Here is a 15,599-nt window from a genome sequence, read left to right on the forward strand (position 1 = left end):
TAGACGGGACGACCGGCCGCAAGGTGCGCGTGCAGCGCGCTCACGCCGCGGCGTATGCGGTCTTGCCACACGGGGTTGGTGGACAGACGCGCGCTGCGGGTGCGTCGGGCCAGCGCGAGAATGTCTTCGATCGTCAGACGGGCCTGGCCGAACACGACGGCCGGCGCTGTCGCGCGGCGCGCGTCGGCGTCAGGGGGCGCATCGTGAAGCCCATGGCGCGGGGATGTGCCGGCGCGCGCATCGGCGTCGCTCAGTGAAGTCGGTAGTTGCATCATGATTGTGGCGACTTGCCTCGCCAGAAATCGAAAAAGTTGAACCACTGCATCGGGTACTGACGGCAGTAGTGCTCGAGCCGACGCGCATAGCGCTCGGCGTAGGTGCGCAGGGCGACCTCGCGTTGGGCGCGCGGCAACGCCACGGCATCGGCGAACGGTTCGAAATAGAGTCGGTAAGACGCTTTGTCGCGCAGGCAGAAAAGCAGATACACCGGGCACTCGAGCAAGGCGGCGAGAATGAACGGCCCTTGCGCGAACGGCGCCGATGCGCCGAGGAACGGGGCCGGCACGACCCGACCACCCTCGGTGGAAGGCACGCGGTCTCCGACGATGACAAGCCAGTCGCCCCGGTCGATGCGCTCACGCAGCATGATGGCCGTGGCGGGGCCGATGTCGTCGACCTCGATCAGGTTCTCGGCAAACGCGTCGTTCGACCCGGCGAGCATCGAGCGGAATCGCTGGGCGTGACGGGTGTAGACCACGGCATGGATGCGGTCGATGCCGCGCGAACGGGCGAGTGCGCGGGTCATCTCCAGGTTGCCGAGGTGCGAGCCGATGACGAGGGCGCCGCGCGCATCGCTGGCCGCCGCGTCGAGCGTGGCACGGTCGTCGATCTGGACATGGCGCTCGCCGAGGAGTCCGCGCCAGGCGGCGAATTTATCCAGTGCCGCGTTGGCAAACGCCAGAAGATGCCGGAACGTGTGCCATCGCGTGGGCGCCGGCAGCCCGAGTTCGGGGGCTGCGTTCCGGAGCCGCTGCTGATAATCGCGCGAGGCCGCGCACGCTTGTGTGTCCTTCAGCGCGAAATAGGCCGCCACGGGAATCAGGCAGACGCGCGCCGTGCGCAGACCGAAGCACCGGCAAGCCAGTGCCAACAGGCGCATGCCCAGCAAGCTGCCGCGCTCGGGGCGCCGCCACCACGCCAGGCCGTCGTCGACGGTGGGCGTTGCGGAGGATGTCGCGGAGGATGTTGCGGCGGCCGGCATGGCTGCCACCGCCTGGGCATGTGCACTCGGCTTGCGGCGGCACTTCCGCCACAGCAGTCCCGGCGCGCGCGGGATCATGGCGCATACGAGCCGCGTGTGCATCCAGGAAATGCCGACGTTGTCGCGCAACATCTGGAAGTGCGAAACCCCGTTCTCCGGATAGACGACGCGTGTGCGCCGGCTCTGGATCGGCACGCCGCGCCAGTACAGACGCACCAGAATGTCGGTGTCGAAGGCCATGCGCGATGGTGGCCGGTGGCGCGCCAGCAGCGCGGTGGTGGCCGAAAGCGGATAGACCCGGAAGCCGCACATCGAATCGGCGATGTCGAACGACAATGTCTCGATCCACACCCAGAAGTGCGTGATGTAGCGGCCATACAAACGCCCCTTGGGCACGGACGCGTCGTAGCGTGGCGTGCCGCAGATCACGGCGCTCGGGTGCTGGCGGGCGTCTTCGAGAAAGGCGGAGACGTCGCACAGATCGTGCTGACCGTCGGCATCGACTTGCAGGGCGTGCGTAAATCCGAGCGCGTGGGCGCGGCGCAATCCGTGGGAGACGGCGCCGCCTTTGCCGACGTTGCGCGGTAGCCGTTCCAGCGTCACGGTCTGCGGGTGGTTGGCCTGAATGGCCACGAGCAAGTCGCGCGTCGGGGCGTCGCTCCCGTCATCGACCAGCAGCACCGGAAGGCCTTGCGCGAGCAGCGTGTCGACGATGCGTGCGATTTGCGCCGGGTGGTTGTACACCGGGATCAGCACGCACGGCAGGAAAGGGCATGGCGACAGGCTGGGACCGAGTGTTGTCGTCATCGTTGCGCCTCTCCGGCAAGCGCGGGCGGCGCGGCGTAGACGAGATATCCGGTCGCGGCAGGTCCGCGGGCACCTTCGTAGGCGTAGTGCACGCGACGGCGTGAGGTATCGAACGTCAGCGTGAGGTCGAAGCGTGTTCCCGGCAATACGGGCGCGGAGAATTTGACTTGATGTAACGACGTTGGCGCGACCGCCCAGCCATGACGTGCGGCGTCTTGCGACGCATGCGCTGCGGCAAACCGCGTTGCCCAGTCGATCAGCACCACGCCGGGCAGCAGCGGCAGTCCTGGAAAGTGACCGTTGAAGTGCGCCAGCTCGGGCGGCACGCGCAGGGACATCACGAGCGAACCGTCGAGTGCGGTTGCGGGGGCAGGGTCGTCGGCATCGTTCCACCGAACGCCCAGCACCGAGGGCAGCCACGGGGACGCCGGTGTGAAAAGTGCCGCAATGTCAGCGGCCGTGCGCTTGCCGCGTTCATTGACGGGCAATGTCATCAGGAAACGCCAGCGCTTCGGGAGCATCGTCGCATCGAAGGTCGCGGCCAACGCGTGACGCAGCGTCTCACGCACGGTCTTGAGCGAGCGCTCTCGCCAAGCGCACCGGCCGGCAGGGCTGAGGACGACGGCGACGGCGAGGCGTCCCGCGACCACGGCCGCGGCGGCATCGTCGATCCATTCGTGGCGCAGCAGCGCCGCTTCAACGCCGGGCAATGAGAGCCGCTTGCCCTCGATCTTGACGGTGCGATCGAGGCGCCCCGTCAAGGCGAACGACCCGTCGGGATGCACGACGGCGCCGTCGTCGGTCGGCCACCAGCGCCCGTGGTTGACACGCGGCGAGCAGATTGCCAGTGCACCCTCGTCGGTCAATCGCACGCGTGTGTCGTCGAGCGGGGTCCAGTCGGACGTGCGATCCTGCTGACGCCACGCGATGCCGCCTGTTTCCGTACTGCCGAACACTTCGACCGGGGCGTGCGCCACGTCTGCCGGCAACGAAGGCCGAGCGGTTCGCACGAGGTGGGCGCATTGCAGCGCCGCGTCCTTGGGCAGTGGACCGCCCGACGAGAAGGTGAGGCGGGGCGCATCGCGCCAAACGTCGTCGCCCAGCCATGCGGGCCAACGCGTCAGCTGCGCGGGGCCAGCGATCCAGACGACGGCAGGCCACGTGCGCCACTGCTGCGTTTGCGAGGGCTCCGCGAAGGTGTGCCGAGCAAACGGCACGCCAGCGGCCAACGGCCAGAGCATGCGAAACCACAGCCCGTAGATGTGATGGCACGGCACGCTCGCGACGACGAGCGCCGCTTGCAATTGCGCACCCCAATGCCGGTGCAGCATCTGCACTTCGTCATCGAGTTGCGCGAGCGTCTTCGTGATGGCTTTCGGCTCGCCGGTACTTCCCGAGGTGTAGACAATCAATTTGCTCGAGGCGGGCAGCGCTGCGGCGAGCGCCGTGTGCGCGATCCCTGGCACGACGTTCATGTCATCACGACGATCCGCACAGGAAGCCAACGTGGCCGCATCGATGGCCTCGTCGAAGGCGAAGGCGAAGTCGCGGCGTGTCTGGGTCAGTGCGTTGGGTAACACGACCGGGGTTCGCCCCGCGGCCCACGCGGCGAAAAGGGCGCAGCTCATGTCGTACGGATCGTCCAGACACATCGCCAGTCGCAGGGCAGGGCGTGCCGCAAAGACAGCGTGCAACGCCCCGACGCGTTCGCGCCAGGCGCGCGTGGTGAGCGAGCCAAACGTGCCGAGCCCATGCACGTCGTCTGCGGCGGATCGGCCGTCCACGCATACGACGAGCGACGGCGCGCGAGGCGCGCGCAGCAGTTCGGCTAGCGGCGTGCACGCGCAGGGCGCCAGTCCTGCGGAACGCTCGTGTGAGGCAGGCGATGCTGACGGGGCGGACGATTCGATCGAGGCGGGAACGCTCATGCCGCGCCCTCCGGCGGCGACGTGCCTGCCGCGCAAGCGGACGCTTTTCGCGCCAACATGCGCCGACGCCACCACCATTCCGCCGCAAACAGCAGGCCGATCAGTACGTATGCGATTCCGCCGTTATAGAGCGACCAGATCTCCCGCGACGCCCAAAGCGCCGTGGCGAGCGCGACGGCGCCGTTGAAGATGAAAAATACGATCCACACGCGAGTGACGTTGCGCAGGTAGGGCGTCGCGTCCACCGGCAGGTCGGGCTGATGCAACCGCGCGATGCGCTCGACCATCGACATGGGGGCGCGGAGCGACATCGCAAACGTGAGCCCCATCCCGAGATTGACAGCGACCGGATAACACCGCAGCAACAGCTCGCTGTTGCTCAGCGCTGTCGCGAACGCGAGCGCGGCCAATCCACCGGCCACCGCCCATTCGACGGGCATAAGCAGCCGATGGGCGCGCAAGTTGTGCCGGTATCGCAGGCCGAGGCCGGCAAGGAGCAGCAGTGCCAGATAGCGCGGCGGAACCAGCGAGATTCCGGCGAGGATCAGCATCGGGTAGGCGAGTGCCGCGACGACAGATGGCCAGCGGACTCGGGCTTGTGGGGTGCGCGGCAATGACGCTGGCGCGTCGGCGTGAAGTCGGGGCATGCCGGACGATCAGTCGTTGAGCAACGTACGCACGGCCGCCACAACGTCGTCGACGGTGCGCACGCTCTTGAACTCGTCGGGCTTGATGCGTTTGCCCGTCAGGCGCTGCAGTTGGATGGCAAGGTCTACGGCATCGATGCTGTCGAGGTCAAGCTCCTCGAACAGGTGCGCCTGCAAGGTCACCCGTTCGGGTTCGATCTCGAAGGTGTCGTGCAGGATGGTGCGCAAACGGGAAAGGATGTCTTCGTCGGACAAGGGCAACGTCAATGAACTCATCATTCGGTTTCCTTACTGGGTGCAGCCGCGCTCGCGCAGCAACTGGGCGAGGGTGGCAACACTGCGGAACTGGGCGCGCGCGGCGTCGTCGCCCGCTTCGATTTGCAGGCCGAAGCGCTTGCGCAGGGCGATGCCCAACTCGAGCGCATCGATGGAGTCCAGGCCGAGGCCATCGCCGAACAAGGGAATGTCGTCGGCGATGTCGTCCACCGCAATGTCTTCCAGTTCAAGGGACTGGACGATCAATTGCTTGATTTCAAGTTCTAGTGAAGCCATGTTGAGAAATCTGATCGATGAAAAAATGTTCGGCGAGCGCCGTCAGGCGTCTCGCCGCCAATGGGGCAAGCACGTCCTCGTTGGCGGGCGCGAAGCGAACCGGCGCGGCGGCCACGTGCTCGCTCAAGTCGTCTTCCAGCACACGAACGCGCAGGGTCGGCGTGGAGGGGGGGAGTGAGTGCCACCGGTGTTGTTTCGTATAGGCAGGCGGATCACAGTCGATCAGCACGGGCAGGATCGGGCAGTCATGTGCCAGCGCGATGTGCGCGAAACCCCGGGAGAACTTGCCGAGCTGGCCTCGCGACGGGCTGCGTGTGCCTTCGGGAAACACGATGAGGGGCACCTCGTCGGCCAGCGCCGCTTCGCTGGCACCGACGAGCGAGGGTCCGCCGTCGTTACGGAGATAGCCGGCCGCGCGTACGATGCCGGCGAACAGCGGGTTGCGCCAGTGCCGACTGGTGACGATGCAGCAGGCGCGCGGCATGAGTGAGAGCAACACCATGACGTCCATGTACGACGGGTGATTGGCGATCACGATGGCGCGGCCCAGGTGCCGCAGTTTCTCGGCATTCTGGATGTCGAAGCGGATGACGCCCAGGGCACGCGAAGCCGCGACGAGCGCGGCGAAGCCGTGATGCACGATAGCCATGGCGCAGCGGCGGCGGCGGCGCGTGGACATCGGAAGCAAAAGGAGTGCGGGGAATACGATCAGCGAAAAGAGGAGACCGCCGACGGCGAAGCACGACCATAGCCACAGCGACGCCGTGCGCCGCCGCAGGAGCTCCCACCGTAGTTGTGTACAAGAATCAGACATTGGCATGCCGTGCGTCCTCGTGCCATTCCCACTGCCAATCGTGGCGTTCGCCGCGCCAGAGGTCGCTGCCGCCCTCCAGCAGCGACGTGACCAGACTCTGACATTGCGCGCGGCGCTCCGCGTGCGCCTCGCGAGCGGTCGGCAGATGCATCGTGCAGGTCAGGCGCGCGGTGGCACCGGATTCGATCAGTAGCGCCAGAGCGCTCGCGCTGTCGTCGATCTGGCGCGACGTCGGGCCAAAGCAGGCCGGCGGTGCTTCGAAGGCGTAAATCACCAGCAGCGGCGCGTCGGGGGCCTCCCGATGTTGCGTCCATGCGTCGAGCAATGCGTAGCCAAGCGTATCGTCGAGCGCGGCGATGGCATTGATGGCCGAGCGATCGTCGCGCGCAATGCTGAGCACGCCGGGGGTTGCATTGAGGACCGACAAGCTGAACGCGGTGGGCGAGGGCGGCTCGCCGCGAACCAGCGCGTCAAGCATTTGCGTGGTGCGCTGGATCTCGCCGTGCTGAGAGGCGTACACGACCCGGCACTTGGGCGGCAGCGGACCGCACGCCGTGGCGGCCGACAACGCCAGTCGGGCGAGCGGGCTCAGACGCCGGCGCAACATGGGATCGATGTCGCCGACCTCCGGCTTGCGGGCCGACGCTGCGTCATGTTGACGATAGGCCCACCGGCGCACAGGCAATGCCCAGTGGGCAACGGTGCGGGACGATCCAGCCGTCGCCGAGTGCGCGGGCACCGTGGGTAGCGGCGTCGATTCCCCAGCGGGAACGGCTTCCGAACTCCATAGGGCTGTGCGACGCATCGTTCGCGGGTCGATGTTGTCTGGCATGGCGTTTGAGTGAAAAAAAGCGATTGCCGCTTTGCTGAGCCACGCGCTGTTTCGCTAAATGCGTTGTCACGGCCGTCGCTCGATACGGCCGGATATGGCGGGAGATTCGATAATGAATCGGGTCGCCCTTCCATAGCCTCCCAAAAATGGTTGGCGAGCAATTATAGCCAAATGTAAGACACCGAAATATCTGTCAGGCGAAATTTGTGGCGTTTCCGCAGGAAATCAGGAAATGCCTAATGACAGTTTTGGGCGAACGTCTCGGGCGTCATCCAGAAACGGCGGGGCGCATCCCCTTGAGGCGACAAGCGTGAAGGGGTCGCACTATCGAGCGAGTGTGGCCTGGGCGGTGAAGGTGAAATCGCGACGGCCGGACAAGACCGTGGGCGACTGACCTGGCGTTACGGTGACTTCCGTCATGTCGACGGTGCCGTCACGATGGTAGCGAAGCAGGGTGGTGCATCGGGTCCCGTACGCGGGCGACGCAATGAATGCCGCCGATAGCGAGCGTTCCCACGCGCGTGAGACGCCCGTCTCCGGCAACGCGCTGTCGGGCGCTTCGCTGGCGTCGCGCATGATCCGCAGCAGGCTGGCGTCGTCGGCATGGTGTGTCAGTGCATGGGCGAAAGCCTCGCGACGGCTGACCAGCTTGGGCCAGGGCGTGTCGAGCACGGCGTTGGACAGACCGTGGACGCCGGGCGCGATGGCCTGAGCGAGTGGCATGGCGAAGGCGGCCGGTGCCGTGCCGCCGACGTGGTGGGCGCGATTTCCCAACCAGAACAGCTTGCCCGCAGGCAAGTCTCCCGCGAGAAGATTGAATCCTGTGTACTCGTGCGCGTGCCGTTCAATGCGCACCAGATCGTCGTCGAACGAAGTTGCATCGAGCATGGCCGAGACGAGCAGGCCACGCGATGGCGAGTCTTTCGGCGCCATTGGGGCGCGCCCGTCGCGAAAATTCGTCAGTGCGCTGAAGCGTCCCGCACGATTGACGCCCATCCACGTTCCACCGCCGCGTAGATCTCGGCCGGCAAGGACGTCCGGGCGATCGCGCCACCAGTGCAACGGTTCGGCGGGACGCTCGAAGAACTCATCGCGATTGGCGAGCAGGACCAGCGGCGTGGCGGCCTCGGGCTGCCAGGAGAAGACGATCAGGCACATGGTGGCTCGGCGTCGACAAAGCACTCGGCGTGACGCTCGCCGTCGATGCGCATCGTCAAGCCGGCCTCGGCGGCCAACGGCGTCAGCGCCGCGACGAACGCGTCGCTGACGCCGTCGTAGCGCTCCATCCACGTTGTGGTGCCGGCGGCGGTGTCGTGGGCGGAGGCGTCGGCGCGCCATTGCAGGCGCCCCGTGACGCCGAAGCGCGCTGCCGTCAGCGCGAAAAGTTGCGCGACGGCCAGACGAGCCGCGCCGGCGTTGTGCGATGAAACGCGGTAGTAGACGTAACAGTCCATTCTCGGGCGCCGCGGCGGCCGGGTCAGGACGCCGCCGCAGACGACGCGGGCGACTCCGTCGGATCCACGATGTCGTACGGCAATTCGGCGAAGGTCAGCGCGGGGCCATCGGCGGCGCCAAGGCGCACATCGTCGGCTTCGCGCGCGGTGAGCTTCACTTCAACGAGCGCGTCGTAGCCGCCGTTCGGTGCCGGTGCCGCGTGCACGACCATGCCGCATGGCTGGTCCGGATCGCTTGTCTCGACGAGTTCCTGGCCCGGTGCGGGTTGCGTGGCATCGACGTGCGCCAGATGCAGACGCCGTTTGATGGTGCCGCGATACTGGCTGCGCGCGACAACCTCTTGGCCCGGATAGCAGCCCTTGCGGAAGTTCACGCCACCCACGACCTCCCAGTTCACCATCTGCGGAACGAACTGCTCCTGCGTCGCGCTCGTGACGCGCGCCACGCCGCTATGCACATCGAGCCATGCCGCGAGGGCTGGGGCAACGGCGACCACCCCGGGGGCTTGCGTCAGCGAGGCCCAGACCTCGGCGACACGCGCCACCGGCACGCTCCAGAGGAAGCGCGAGAGCGAGCGTGCCGTGCCGGCCGCCGGCAGTCGGATCAGGTGGGTCGCGTCGTCGCCGAGGGTTGCGTGGGCAACGGCCAGCGATTCGGTGGGCAGTGCGGCGAACGTGTTCGCGAGGACGGCCTCCGCCGCCGGGCCACCGACCTGCAGCAACACGTGCGTGGCAGCACCGTCGGTCAGCTTGACCTTGGCCCGCAGGACGAACATCGACAGTCGTTTCTGTACGGCAGCCTGCACCGTGGCGTCGCACGCCAGATAGATCGTGGCGTCGGCGGACGCATCGCGCCACATCAGGAAGGTGGCGAGCAGGCGCCCCTTTGCCGAGCAGTAGCCGGCCAGCCGCGCCTGTGCGGGCGCCAGGCGCTCGACGTCGTTGGTCAGTTGGCCGTGCAGAAAGCTCGCGGCATCGGCGCCGCTCAGGGCGATCAGGCCGGTGTCGCTCGCCAGCGCGACGAAGCTGCCGGTTTGCAAGGCGTCGAACTGGGCGGCGCGTGCGCTCGCGTTGGACAAAATATCGGGGGAATTCACGTCTGCCGCTTGCGGCAGGAGATCACGCCATTGGGAGGTCATAAACGAAGGTGGCTGTCAATCTGTGAGGGTTCGGCAAGTCAAAGTATTATATTGGGTCTTCCGCCAGAACGTGCGAGCTCGGTTCGACGCGCAAAACGCGCCGCTCGACGCCGTCGGCGCCACGCTGTCTGACCGAGTCCCCCGAACCCGCTGCCGTCGCTGGATGGCTTACCCTGCAATTCATGTCTTTCATCAAACGCCTGTTCGTACTGTTGATTGTCGCTGCGCTCGCGGCGGGCGGCGCATTCTATTATTGGGCGCAAGCCCCCTTGCAGTTGGGCAAGCCAACGCTCGACGTCACGATCAAACCCTACAGCTCGGTGCGCAGCGTGGCGACGCAATTGCGTACCGGCGGCGTGCCGGTACAACCGCTGTTGTTCAATCTGCTGGCTCGCGTCATGGACGTGGGGACCAAGCTCAAGTCGGGCAACTACGAGTTTGCGACCGGCATCACGCCATTCGAGGTGATGGAAAAGCTCGCGCGTGGTGACGTCAACCAGTATGTCGTGACCATCATCGAAGGCTGGACCTTCAAGAAGATGCGTGCCGAACTGGACGCGAACCCGGCGTTGCGGCACGACACGGCCGGGCTTCCCGACGCGGATCTCATGCAGCTCGTGGGCGCCGATCGTGCGGAAGCCGAGGGCATGTTCTTTCCCGACACCTACCTGTTTCCAAAAGGCACGAGCGACGTCGATATCTACAAGCGGGCCTATCGCCTGATGCAGAAGCGCCTGGACGAAGCGTGGGCCGCGCGTGCGCCGGGGTTGCCCTACACGCCACCGTACGAGGCGCTTATCATGGCGTCGCTCATCGAGAAGGAAACCGGGCAGGCGGTGGAGCGCGGCCAGGTCGCGGCCGTGTTCGTCAATCGGCTGCGCAAGCGTATGTTGCTGCAGACCGATCCCACGGTGATCTACGGCATGGGGGATCTGTATACGGGGCGTCTGCGCAAGCGCGACTTGCAGACGGACACGCCCTACAACACCTACACCCGCGCCGGCCTGCCGCCGACGCCGATCGCGCTACCGGGCATGGCGTCGCTCGCGGCGGCGTTGAATCCCGCGTCGACCGACGCGCTGTACTTCGTGGCGCGCGGCGACGGCACGAGCCATTTCTCGGCGAACCTCCAGGAGCACAATCGCGCCGTGGACAAATTTCAGCGAGGTGAGCAATGACGCATTCCCCCGAGGCCACGGCCGCTGTGCCGGGCAGGTTCGTCACGTTCGAAGGCATCGACGGCGCCGGCAAGAGCACGCACGTCAACGCCTTTGTCGACACGCTGCGTCAGGGCCTCGCCAGTGTGGGGCGCAGCGTCGTCGCCACGCGCGAGCCGGGGGGCACCCCCTTGGGCGAGGCGTTGCGCAAGCTCGTGCTCGATGAGCCGATGGATCTCGAAACCGAGGCGCTGCTGATGTTCGCCGGACGTCGCGAGCATCTGGCGAAGGTGATCGAACCGGCGCTCGCGCGCGGCGACTGGGTCGTCTCCGATCGCTTCACCGATGCGACGTTTGCCTATCAGGGCGGCGGGCGGGGGCTGTCACGCGACAAGCTGGCGATCCTCGAACAATGGGTGCAGGGCACGCGTCAACCCGATCTGACGATTCTGTTCGATCTCGATCCGGCGATTGCCGCCGCGCGGCTGGCGGGCGCCCGGGCGCCGGACAAGTTCGAGCGCGAATCGGCGGCGTTTTTCACACGGGTGCGAGATGAGTACCTGCGTCGTGCCAAGGCCGCGCCGGAGCGATTCGTCGTGATTGACGCCGCGCAAAGCATCGAGGCCATTGCCGGACAACTCGCGGGCGTATTCGCCCGTCTGGGCGTGCCCGGGCACGGGCCGCGCTGACGCGCGATAATCCGCTTGTTCGACCGACTCGCAGCGTCGGTATTTCGCGAATTCGCCATGGCGTAATTTCGCTGTCTCGCCCGACGCATTTATCGGCCAAGGAGCCCATATGCTGTATCCCTGGCAGTCACAGGACTGGACACGCCTGAACGACCTGCGCGCCCAGATGCCGCACGCGCTGCTGTTGCAGGCGGTGCCCGGCATTGGCGAGCTGGCGCTCGCCCGCACGTTCGCGCAGGCCCTGCTGTGCGAATCGCCGCGCGCCGACCACCTGCCATGCGGCACGTGTGGTGCGTGCCAGTGGTTCTCCAGCGGCAATCACCCGGATTTTCGTGCCGTCTGTCCTGAAATATTGGCCGATAGCCTGCCTGGTGCCGACGCCCGTGCCGACGCCGAGGGCGACAAGAAAACCAAGACACCGAGCAAGGAAATCAAGATCGAGCAGGTCCGCGAAGTGATCGACTTCGCGAGCCTGGGTTCGCACCGTCAGGGGCGACGCGTGGTGCTGCTCTATCCGGCGGAGGCGCTCAACGTGCATGCGGCGAATGCCCTGCTCAAAACGCTCGAAGAGCCGCCCGAGGGCGTGGTGTTCCTGCTGGTGACGACGCAGCCGGACCGTCTGCTGCCGACGATTCTGTCGCGTTGCCGCCGCATGGTGTTGACCCGGCCCGATCACGCGCAGGCAACGCAATGGTTGATGGGTGACGCGGGACTCGACGCCGCCACCGCCGCCGCGGTACTGGCCGAGACCGGCGGGGCGCCGCTTGCCGCCCGCGCACTCGCCGAGCCGGACGAGCGCGCCTGGCGCGACTGGCTGATCGGCCAGCTCGCGCAGGGCGCCGCGATCGACGGCTTTGCCTGTGCGGAACAACTGCACAAGGGCAATTTGCCGGGCATTCTGGAGACGCTGCAACGCTGGTGCTTCGATGTGCTCGCGCAGCGCATGACGGGCACCGTACGCTTCTTCCCGAGTCATGCCCAGGCGTTGCGCCGTTGCGGCGACGCGACGGACGACGTGCACCTGCTCGGCTTCCTGCGTGAGCTGGCGCAGCAGCGTCAGGTGCAAAATCACCCGCTCAATACCCGCGTGCTGCTCGAGGCCCTTTTCCTGCAATACCAACAGTTGTTCGGTGGGCCGGCGTCGCGTTGACGCAGGGCACCGGACACCGATCGCACATCATGTTCATCGATTCGCATTGTCATATCAATTTCCCGGAACTGGCCGAGCAGATGCCCGACTTGCTCGCGCGCATGCGTGAGAACAAGGTGAGCCACGCCCTGTGTGTCTCGGTCGCCCTGCCGACGCTGCCGCAGGTACTGGACATCGCAGCACAGCACGACAACGTGTATGCCTCGGTCGGTGTCCATCCCGATTACGAAGACACGCCCGAGCCGAGCGTCGACGACCTCGTGCGTCTGGCCGCCCACCCGAAAGTCGTGGCCATCGGTGAAACCGGGCTCGACTACTACCGGCTCGAAGGTCGCAGCATCGAGGAAATGGCGTGGCAGCGCGAGCGCTTTCGCACGCATATTCGTGCCGCGCGCCTCACCGGCAAGCCGCTCATCATTCACACGCGCGCGGCCGCCGAGGATACGCTGCGCCTCATGCGCGAAGAGCAGGCGGGCGAGCCCGCCGGGGTGATGCACTGCTTCACCGAGAGCTGGGAGGTCGCACAAGGCGCGCTCGATCAGAACTTCTATATCTCGTTCTCCGGCATCGTCACGTTCAAGAGCGCCCGCGATTTGCAGGACGTGGCGCGGCGCGTGCCGCTCGAGCGCATGCTGATCGAGACCGATTCGCCGTACCTCGCGCCCGTGCCCTATCGCGGCAAGCTCAATCAGCCGGGCTACGTGCGGCATGTGGCCGAATTTATCGCCGATCTGCGCGGCGAGCCGCTGCAGAAGATCGCCGATGTCACGACGGAGAATTTCTTCCGCCTGTTTGCCACGGCAAAGCCCTGAACCGTAAGACCCGTACCCCTAATCGACCGAACTGCCTTTCCGTTATTCACCGGACTACCGACAGGAGCTCCCAATGCGCAAATTTTCGATGATCCGAGCCTGGATGTTGCTCAGCGTGCTTTGTCTGACGGCATGCGCCACGGCGGCCACTTCCAATAGCGCTCTGGTCAAGGCGGTCGTCTTCAACGACACAAAATCCATCGCCCAAGCGCTCAAGGCGGGGGTCGACCCGAATTCGACGGACGAAAAGGGCAACCCGCTGCTGGTGATCGCGATGCGCGAAAAGTCGGTGGACGTGGCGCGCCTGCTCATCGACGATAAGCGCACGGATCTCGATGCGACCAACGCGGCAGGCGAGAACGCGATGATGATCGCCTCGCTGCAAGGCCTCACGCCGATGGTCAAGCTGCTCATCGACAAGGATGCCGAAGTCAACAAGAAGGGTTGGGCGCCGCTGCATTACGCCGCGACCAACGGGCACGATGACATCGTGCAGATCCTGCTGGACGCGTCGGCTTACGTCGATGCCGAGTCGCCCAACGGCACCACGCCGCTCATGATGGCCGCTCGCGGGGGGCACATCACCACGTGCAAGGTGCTGCTCGATGGGGGCGCGGATGTCCGTCTCAAGAACCAGATCGGCATGACGGCCATCGACTTTGCCAAGCAAACCCACCAGAAGGAAATCGCGGACGGCCTGCAAAAACGTTTGGCACAGGTGCAGCAGTCGCGTCCGGCGGGCAAGTAAGACCGTCCGCCCGTCGCGACCTTATCGTGGCAGATCATGGCGGCGCGTCGTGCGGCTCGCCGCGCCCTCTGGCGACGTTCACCCGTCGACTGAGGCCGCGGCCGGTTGCGTACGCAGCAAGGCTGGTTTAGCGGCGGTCGTCGGCGGTCGCAGATCGGCGATGAACCGGTTGCGCCACGTCGACAGATTGTGCTCGCGCAGCGTCGCCATCATGCTGGCGTGGCGCGTCTGGCGCTCCGAAAGTGACATGTTCAGCGCCGTGCGCAACGCTTCGGCCATGCCGTCGATGTCATAGGGATTCACGATCAGCGCGCCGTCCAGTTCCTGAGCGGCGCCCGCGAAGCATGACAGCACCAGCACGCCGGGATCCGCCGGATCCTGCGACGCCACGTATTCCTTCGCCACGAGATTCATGCCGTCGCGCAGCGGCGTGACGTAACCCACCTGCGACGCCCGGAAGAACGACATCAGGACTTCGTGAGCGTAGCGTTTGTTGATATAGCGAAGCGGCGTCCAGGCCAGATCCGAGAAGCGCCCGTTGATATGCCCCGCCTCGGTTTCCAACTGTTGGCGAATTTCCCCATAGCCCGCCACGTCCGAGCGGCTGGGCGGTGCGACCTGAACGAAACTCACGGTTCCTTGCTGGTTCGGCCACAGTTCGAGCAGGCGCTCGAACGCGCGAAATCGTTCGAGCATCCCCTTCGAATAATCGAGGCGATCCACGCTCATGATGAGCTTGCGGTCCTGCAGCCCCTGTTTCAGATCGAGGATGTGCTTGACCGTCGCGCGCGCGGTCGCCTGCTGCGCAATCTCGTCGGGATACACGCCGATCGGGTAGACGCCCGTGCGCAGCGTGCGACCAAAGGCCGTGACGGTGCCGTCGTCGTGCAGGGTCGCACCGGCGTGGCGTACCAGATAGTCGGTAAACGCCGTGCGGTCGGTTTCGGTCTGGAAGCCGACGAGGTCGTACTCGCACATCGCGCGCACCAGCGCTTCGTGCGGCGGCACGGTCATGAGGACCTGTGGCGAGGGGAACGGAATGTGCAGAAAGAAGCCGAGTCGCTGCTGTACGCCGATCTGGCGACACGCCTGCGCGAACGGCAACAGGTGGTAGTCGTGCACCCAGATCAGGTCGTCGTGCTCAAGCAGCGGTGCGAGCAGCGCGGCAAAGCGCGCGTTGACGTGGCGGTAGCCGTTGTAGTCGTCGCGCTGGTAGCGCGTGAGGTCGTCGCGGTAATGGAAGGTCGGCCACAGGGTCGCGTTCGAAAAGCCACGATAGTAGGTGTTGTAGTCGCGGCGCGTGAGCGGCACGGTCGCGAACGTGACGTTGTTGCGGTGGGCGATCTCGGGCACCGTGGCCGGCTCGGCGTCGATTTCCCCATTCCAGCCGAACCACATGCCGCCGGTATCCTTGAGTGCTTCGTACACACCGATCGCCAGTCCGCCTGCGGTCGGTTTGCCCTCGGTGATGGGGGCGACCCGATTCGATACGATGACCAAGCGACTCATGCTCCGTTCTCCTTTGAGGGTGGGGGCGGGCTGGCGGGGGGCAATGTCAGCAGCCAGGCCGTGAGGGCCTCGGGCGACGGCAGACGGTGGCGGGCACACG

General features: G+C 66.0%; 16 protein-coding genes and 1 pseudogene. 5 read left to right on the forward strand and 12 right to left on the reverse strand.

The window, feature by feature from the left end; all coding sequences use genetic code 11:
- The 11 genes and pseudogenes from A985_RS28655 to A985_RS0116710 form a co-directional block, all read right to left on the reverse strand.
- Positions 1-275 (reverse strand): annotated as a pseudogene (locus A985_RS28655) (hypothetical protein); the annotation flags it as partial.
- Complete coding sequence (locus tag A985_RS0116660) at positions 272-2,068, reverse strand: glycosyltransferase (protein ID WP_017234534.1); 1,797 nt, start codon at positions 2,066-2,068, stop codon at positions 272-274. The gene A985_RS0116660 and the pseudogene A985_RS28655, both read right to left, overlap by 4 nt.
- Positions 2,065-3,996, reverse strand: coding sequence for an AMP-binding protein (locus tag A985_RS25920; protein ID WP_017234535.1), 1,932 nt, complete (start codon positions 3,994-3,996; stop codon positions 2,065-2,067). Before A985_RS25920 ends, A985_RS0116660 begins: the two co-directional genes overlap by 4 nt.
- A complete protein-coding gene (locus tag A985_RS25925) occupies positions 3,993-4,547 on the reverse strand; it encodes a hypothetical protein (RefSeq protein WP_017234536.1) in 555 nt (184 codons plus the stop codon). Before A985_RS25925 ends, A985_RS25920 begins: the two co-directional genes overlap by 4 nt.
- A gap of 105 nt (positions 4,548-4,652) precedes the next feature.
- A complete protein-coding gene (locus tag A985_RS0116675) occupies positions 4,653-4,898 on the reverse strand; it encodes an acyl carrier protein (RefSeq protein WP_026132055.1) in 246 nt (81 codons plus the stop codon).
- 33 nt (positions 4,899-4,931) lie between these two features.
- Positions 4,932-5,195, reverse strand: a complete 264-nt coding sequence (locus A985_RS0116680) for a phosphopantetheine-binding protein (protein ID WP_026132056.1) — start codon at positions 5,193-5,195, stop codon at positions 4,932-4,934.
- Entirely contained in the window at positions 5,176-5,844 is a 669-nt protein-coding gene (locus A985_RS0116685) for a 1-acyl-sn-glycerol-3-phosphate acyltransferase (protein WP_017234539.1), read from the reverse strand. Before A985_RS0116685 ends, A985_RS0116680 begins: the two co-directional genes overlap by 20 nt.
- Before the next feature lie 157 nt (positions 5,845-6,001).
- The gene (locus A985_RS0116690; protein WP_157211500.1) at positions 6,002-6,814 is read right to left on the reverse strand and encodes a beta-ketoacyl synthase chain length factor; all 813 of its coding nucleotides are present in this window, start codon (positions 6,812-6,814) and stop codon (positions 6,002-6,004) included.
- Between the two features lie 351 nt (positions 6,815-7,165).
- Positions 7,166-7,999, reverse strand: a complete 834-nt coding sequence (locus A985_RS0116695; protein WP_017234541.1) for an NRDE family protein — start codon at positions 7,997-7,999, stop codon at positions 7,166-7,168.
- The gene (locus A985_RS27140; RefSeq protein WP_017234542.1) at positions 7,990-8,295 is read right to left on the reverse strand and encodes a DUF4936 family protein; all 306 of its coding nucleotides are present in this window, start codon (positions 8,293-8,295) and stop codon (positions 7,990-7,992) included. The genes A985_RS0116695 and A985_RS27140 overlap by 10 nt, the downstream gene beginning before the upstream one ends.
- Before the next feature lie 23 nt (positions 8,296-8,318).
- Positions 8,319-9,434, reverse strand: a complete 1,116-nt coding sequence (locus tag A985_RS0116710) for a folate-binding protein YgfZ (RefSeq protein WP_017234543.1) — start codon at positions 9,432-9,434, stop codon at positions 8,319-8,321.
- Positions 9,435-9,616: 182 nt separating this feature from the next.
- Here A985_RS0116710 and mltG point away from each other — a divergent pair, with 182 nt between their 5' ends.
- The 5 genes from mltG (at position 9,617) to A985_RS25935 (ending at position 13,990) form a co-directional block, all read left to right on the forward strand.
- Positions 9,617-10,612: an endolytic transglycosylase MltG gene (gene mltG / locus A985_RS0116715; protein WP_017234544.1), complete on the forward strand. Its 996-nt coding sequence runs from the start codon at positions 9,617-9,619 to the stop codon at positions 10,610-10,612.
- Complete coding sequence (gene tmk, locus A985_RS0116720) at positions 10,609-11,280, forward strand: dTMP kinase (protein ID WP_017234545.1); 672 nt, start codon at positions 10,609-10,611, stop codon at positions 11,278-11,280. Before mltG ends, tmk begins: the two co-directional genes overlap by 4 nt.
- A gap of 109 nt (positions 11,281-11,389) precedes the next feature.
- Positions 11,390-12,430, forward strand: coding sequence for a DNA polymerase III subunit delta' (gene holB, locus A985_RS0116725; protein WP_017234546.1), 1,041 nt, complete (start codon positions 11,390-11,392; stop codon positions 12,428-12,430).
- Positions 12,431-12,459: 29 nt separating this feature from the next.
- Positions 12,460-13,242 carry a TatD family hydrolase gene (locus A985_RS0116730; protein ID WP_026132060.1) on the forward strand — a complete coding sequence of 261 codons (783 nt, stop codon included), beginning with the start codon at positions 12,460-12,462 and terminating at the stop codon, positions 13,240-13,242.
- A 73-nt stretch (positions 13,243-13,315) separates the two neighbouring features.
- The gene (locus A985_RS25935; protein ID WP_017234548.1) at positions 13,316-13,990 is read left to right on the forward strand and encodes an ankyrin repeat domain-containing protein; all 675 of its coding nucleotides are present in this window, start codon (positions 13,316-13,318) and stop codon (positions 13,988-13,990) included.
- A 78-nt stretch (positions 13,991-14,068) separates the two neighbouring features.
- Here the strand turns inward: A985_RS25935 and otsA are convergent, their stop codons facing one another.
- Positions 14,069-15,499, reverse strand: coding sequence for an alpha,alpha-trehalose-phosphate synthase (UDP-forming) (gene otsA / locus A985_RS28660; protein ID WP_039830461.1), 1,431 nt, complete (start codon positions 15,497-15,499; stop codon positions 14,069-14,071).
- Between the last annotated feature and the right edge of the window lie 100 nt (positions 15,500-15,599).

This window comes from Pandoraea sp. B-6 (genome assembly GCF_000282835.1).
GTDB classification, from domain to species: domain Bacteria; phylum Pseudomonadota; class Gammaproteobacteria; order Burkholderiales; family Burkholderiaceae; genus Pandoraea; species Pandoraea cepalis.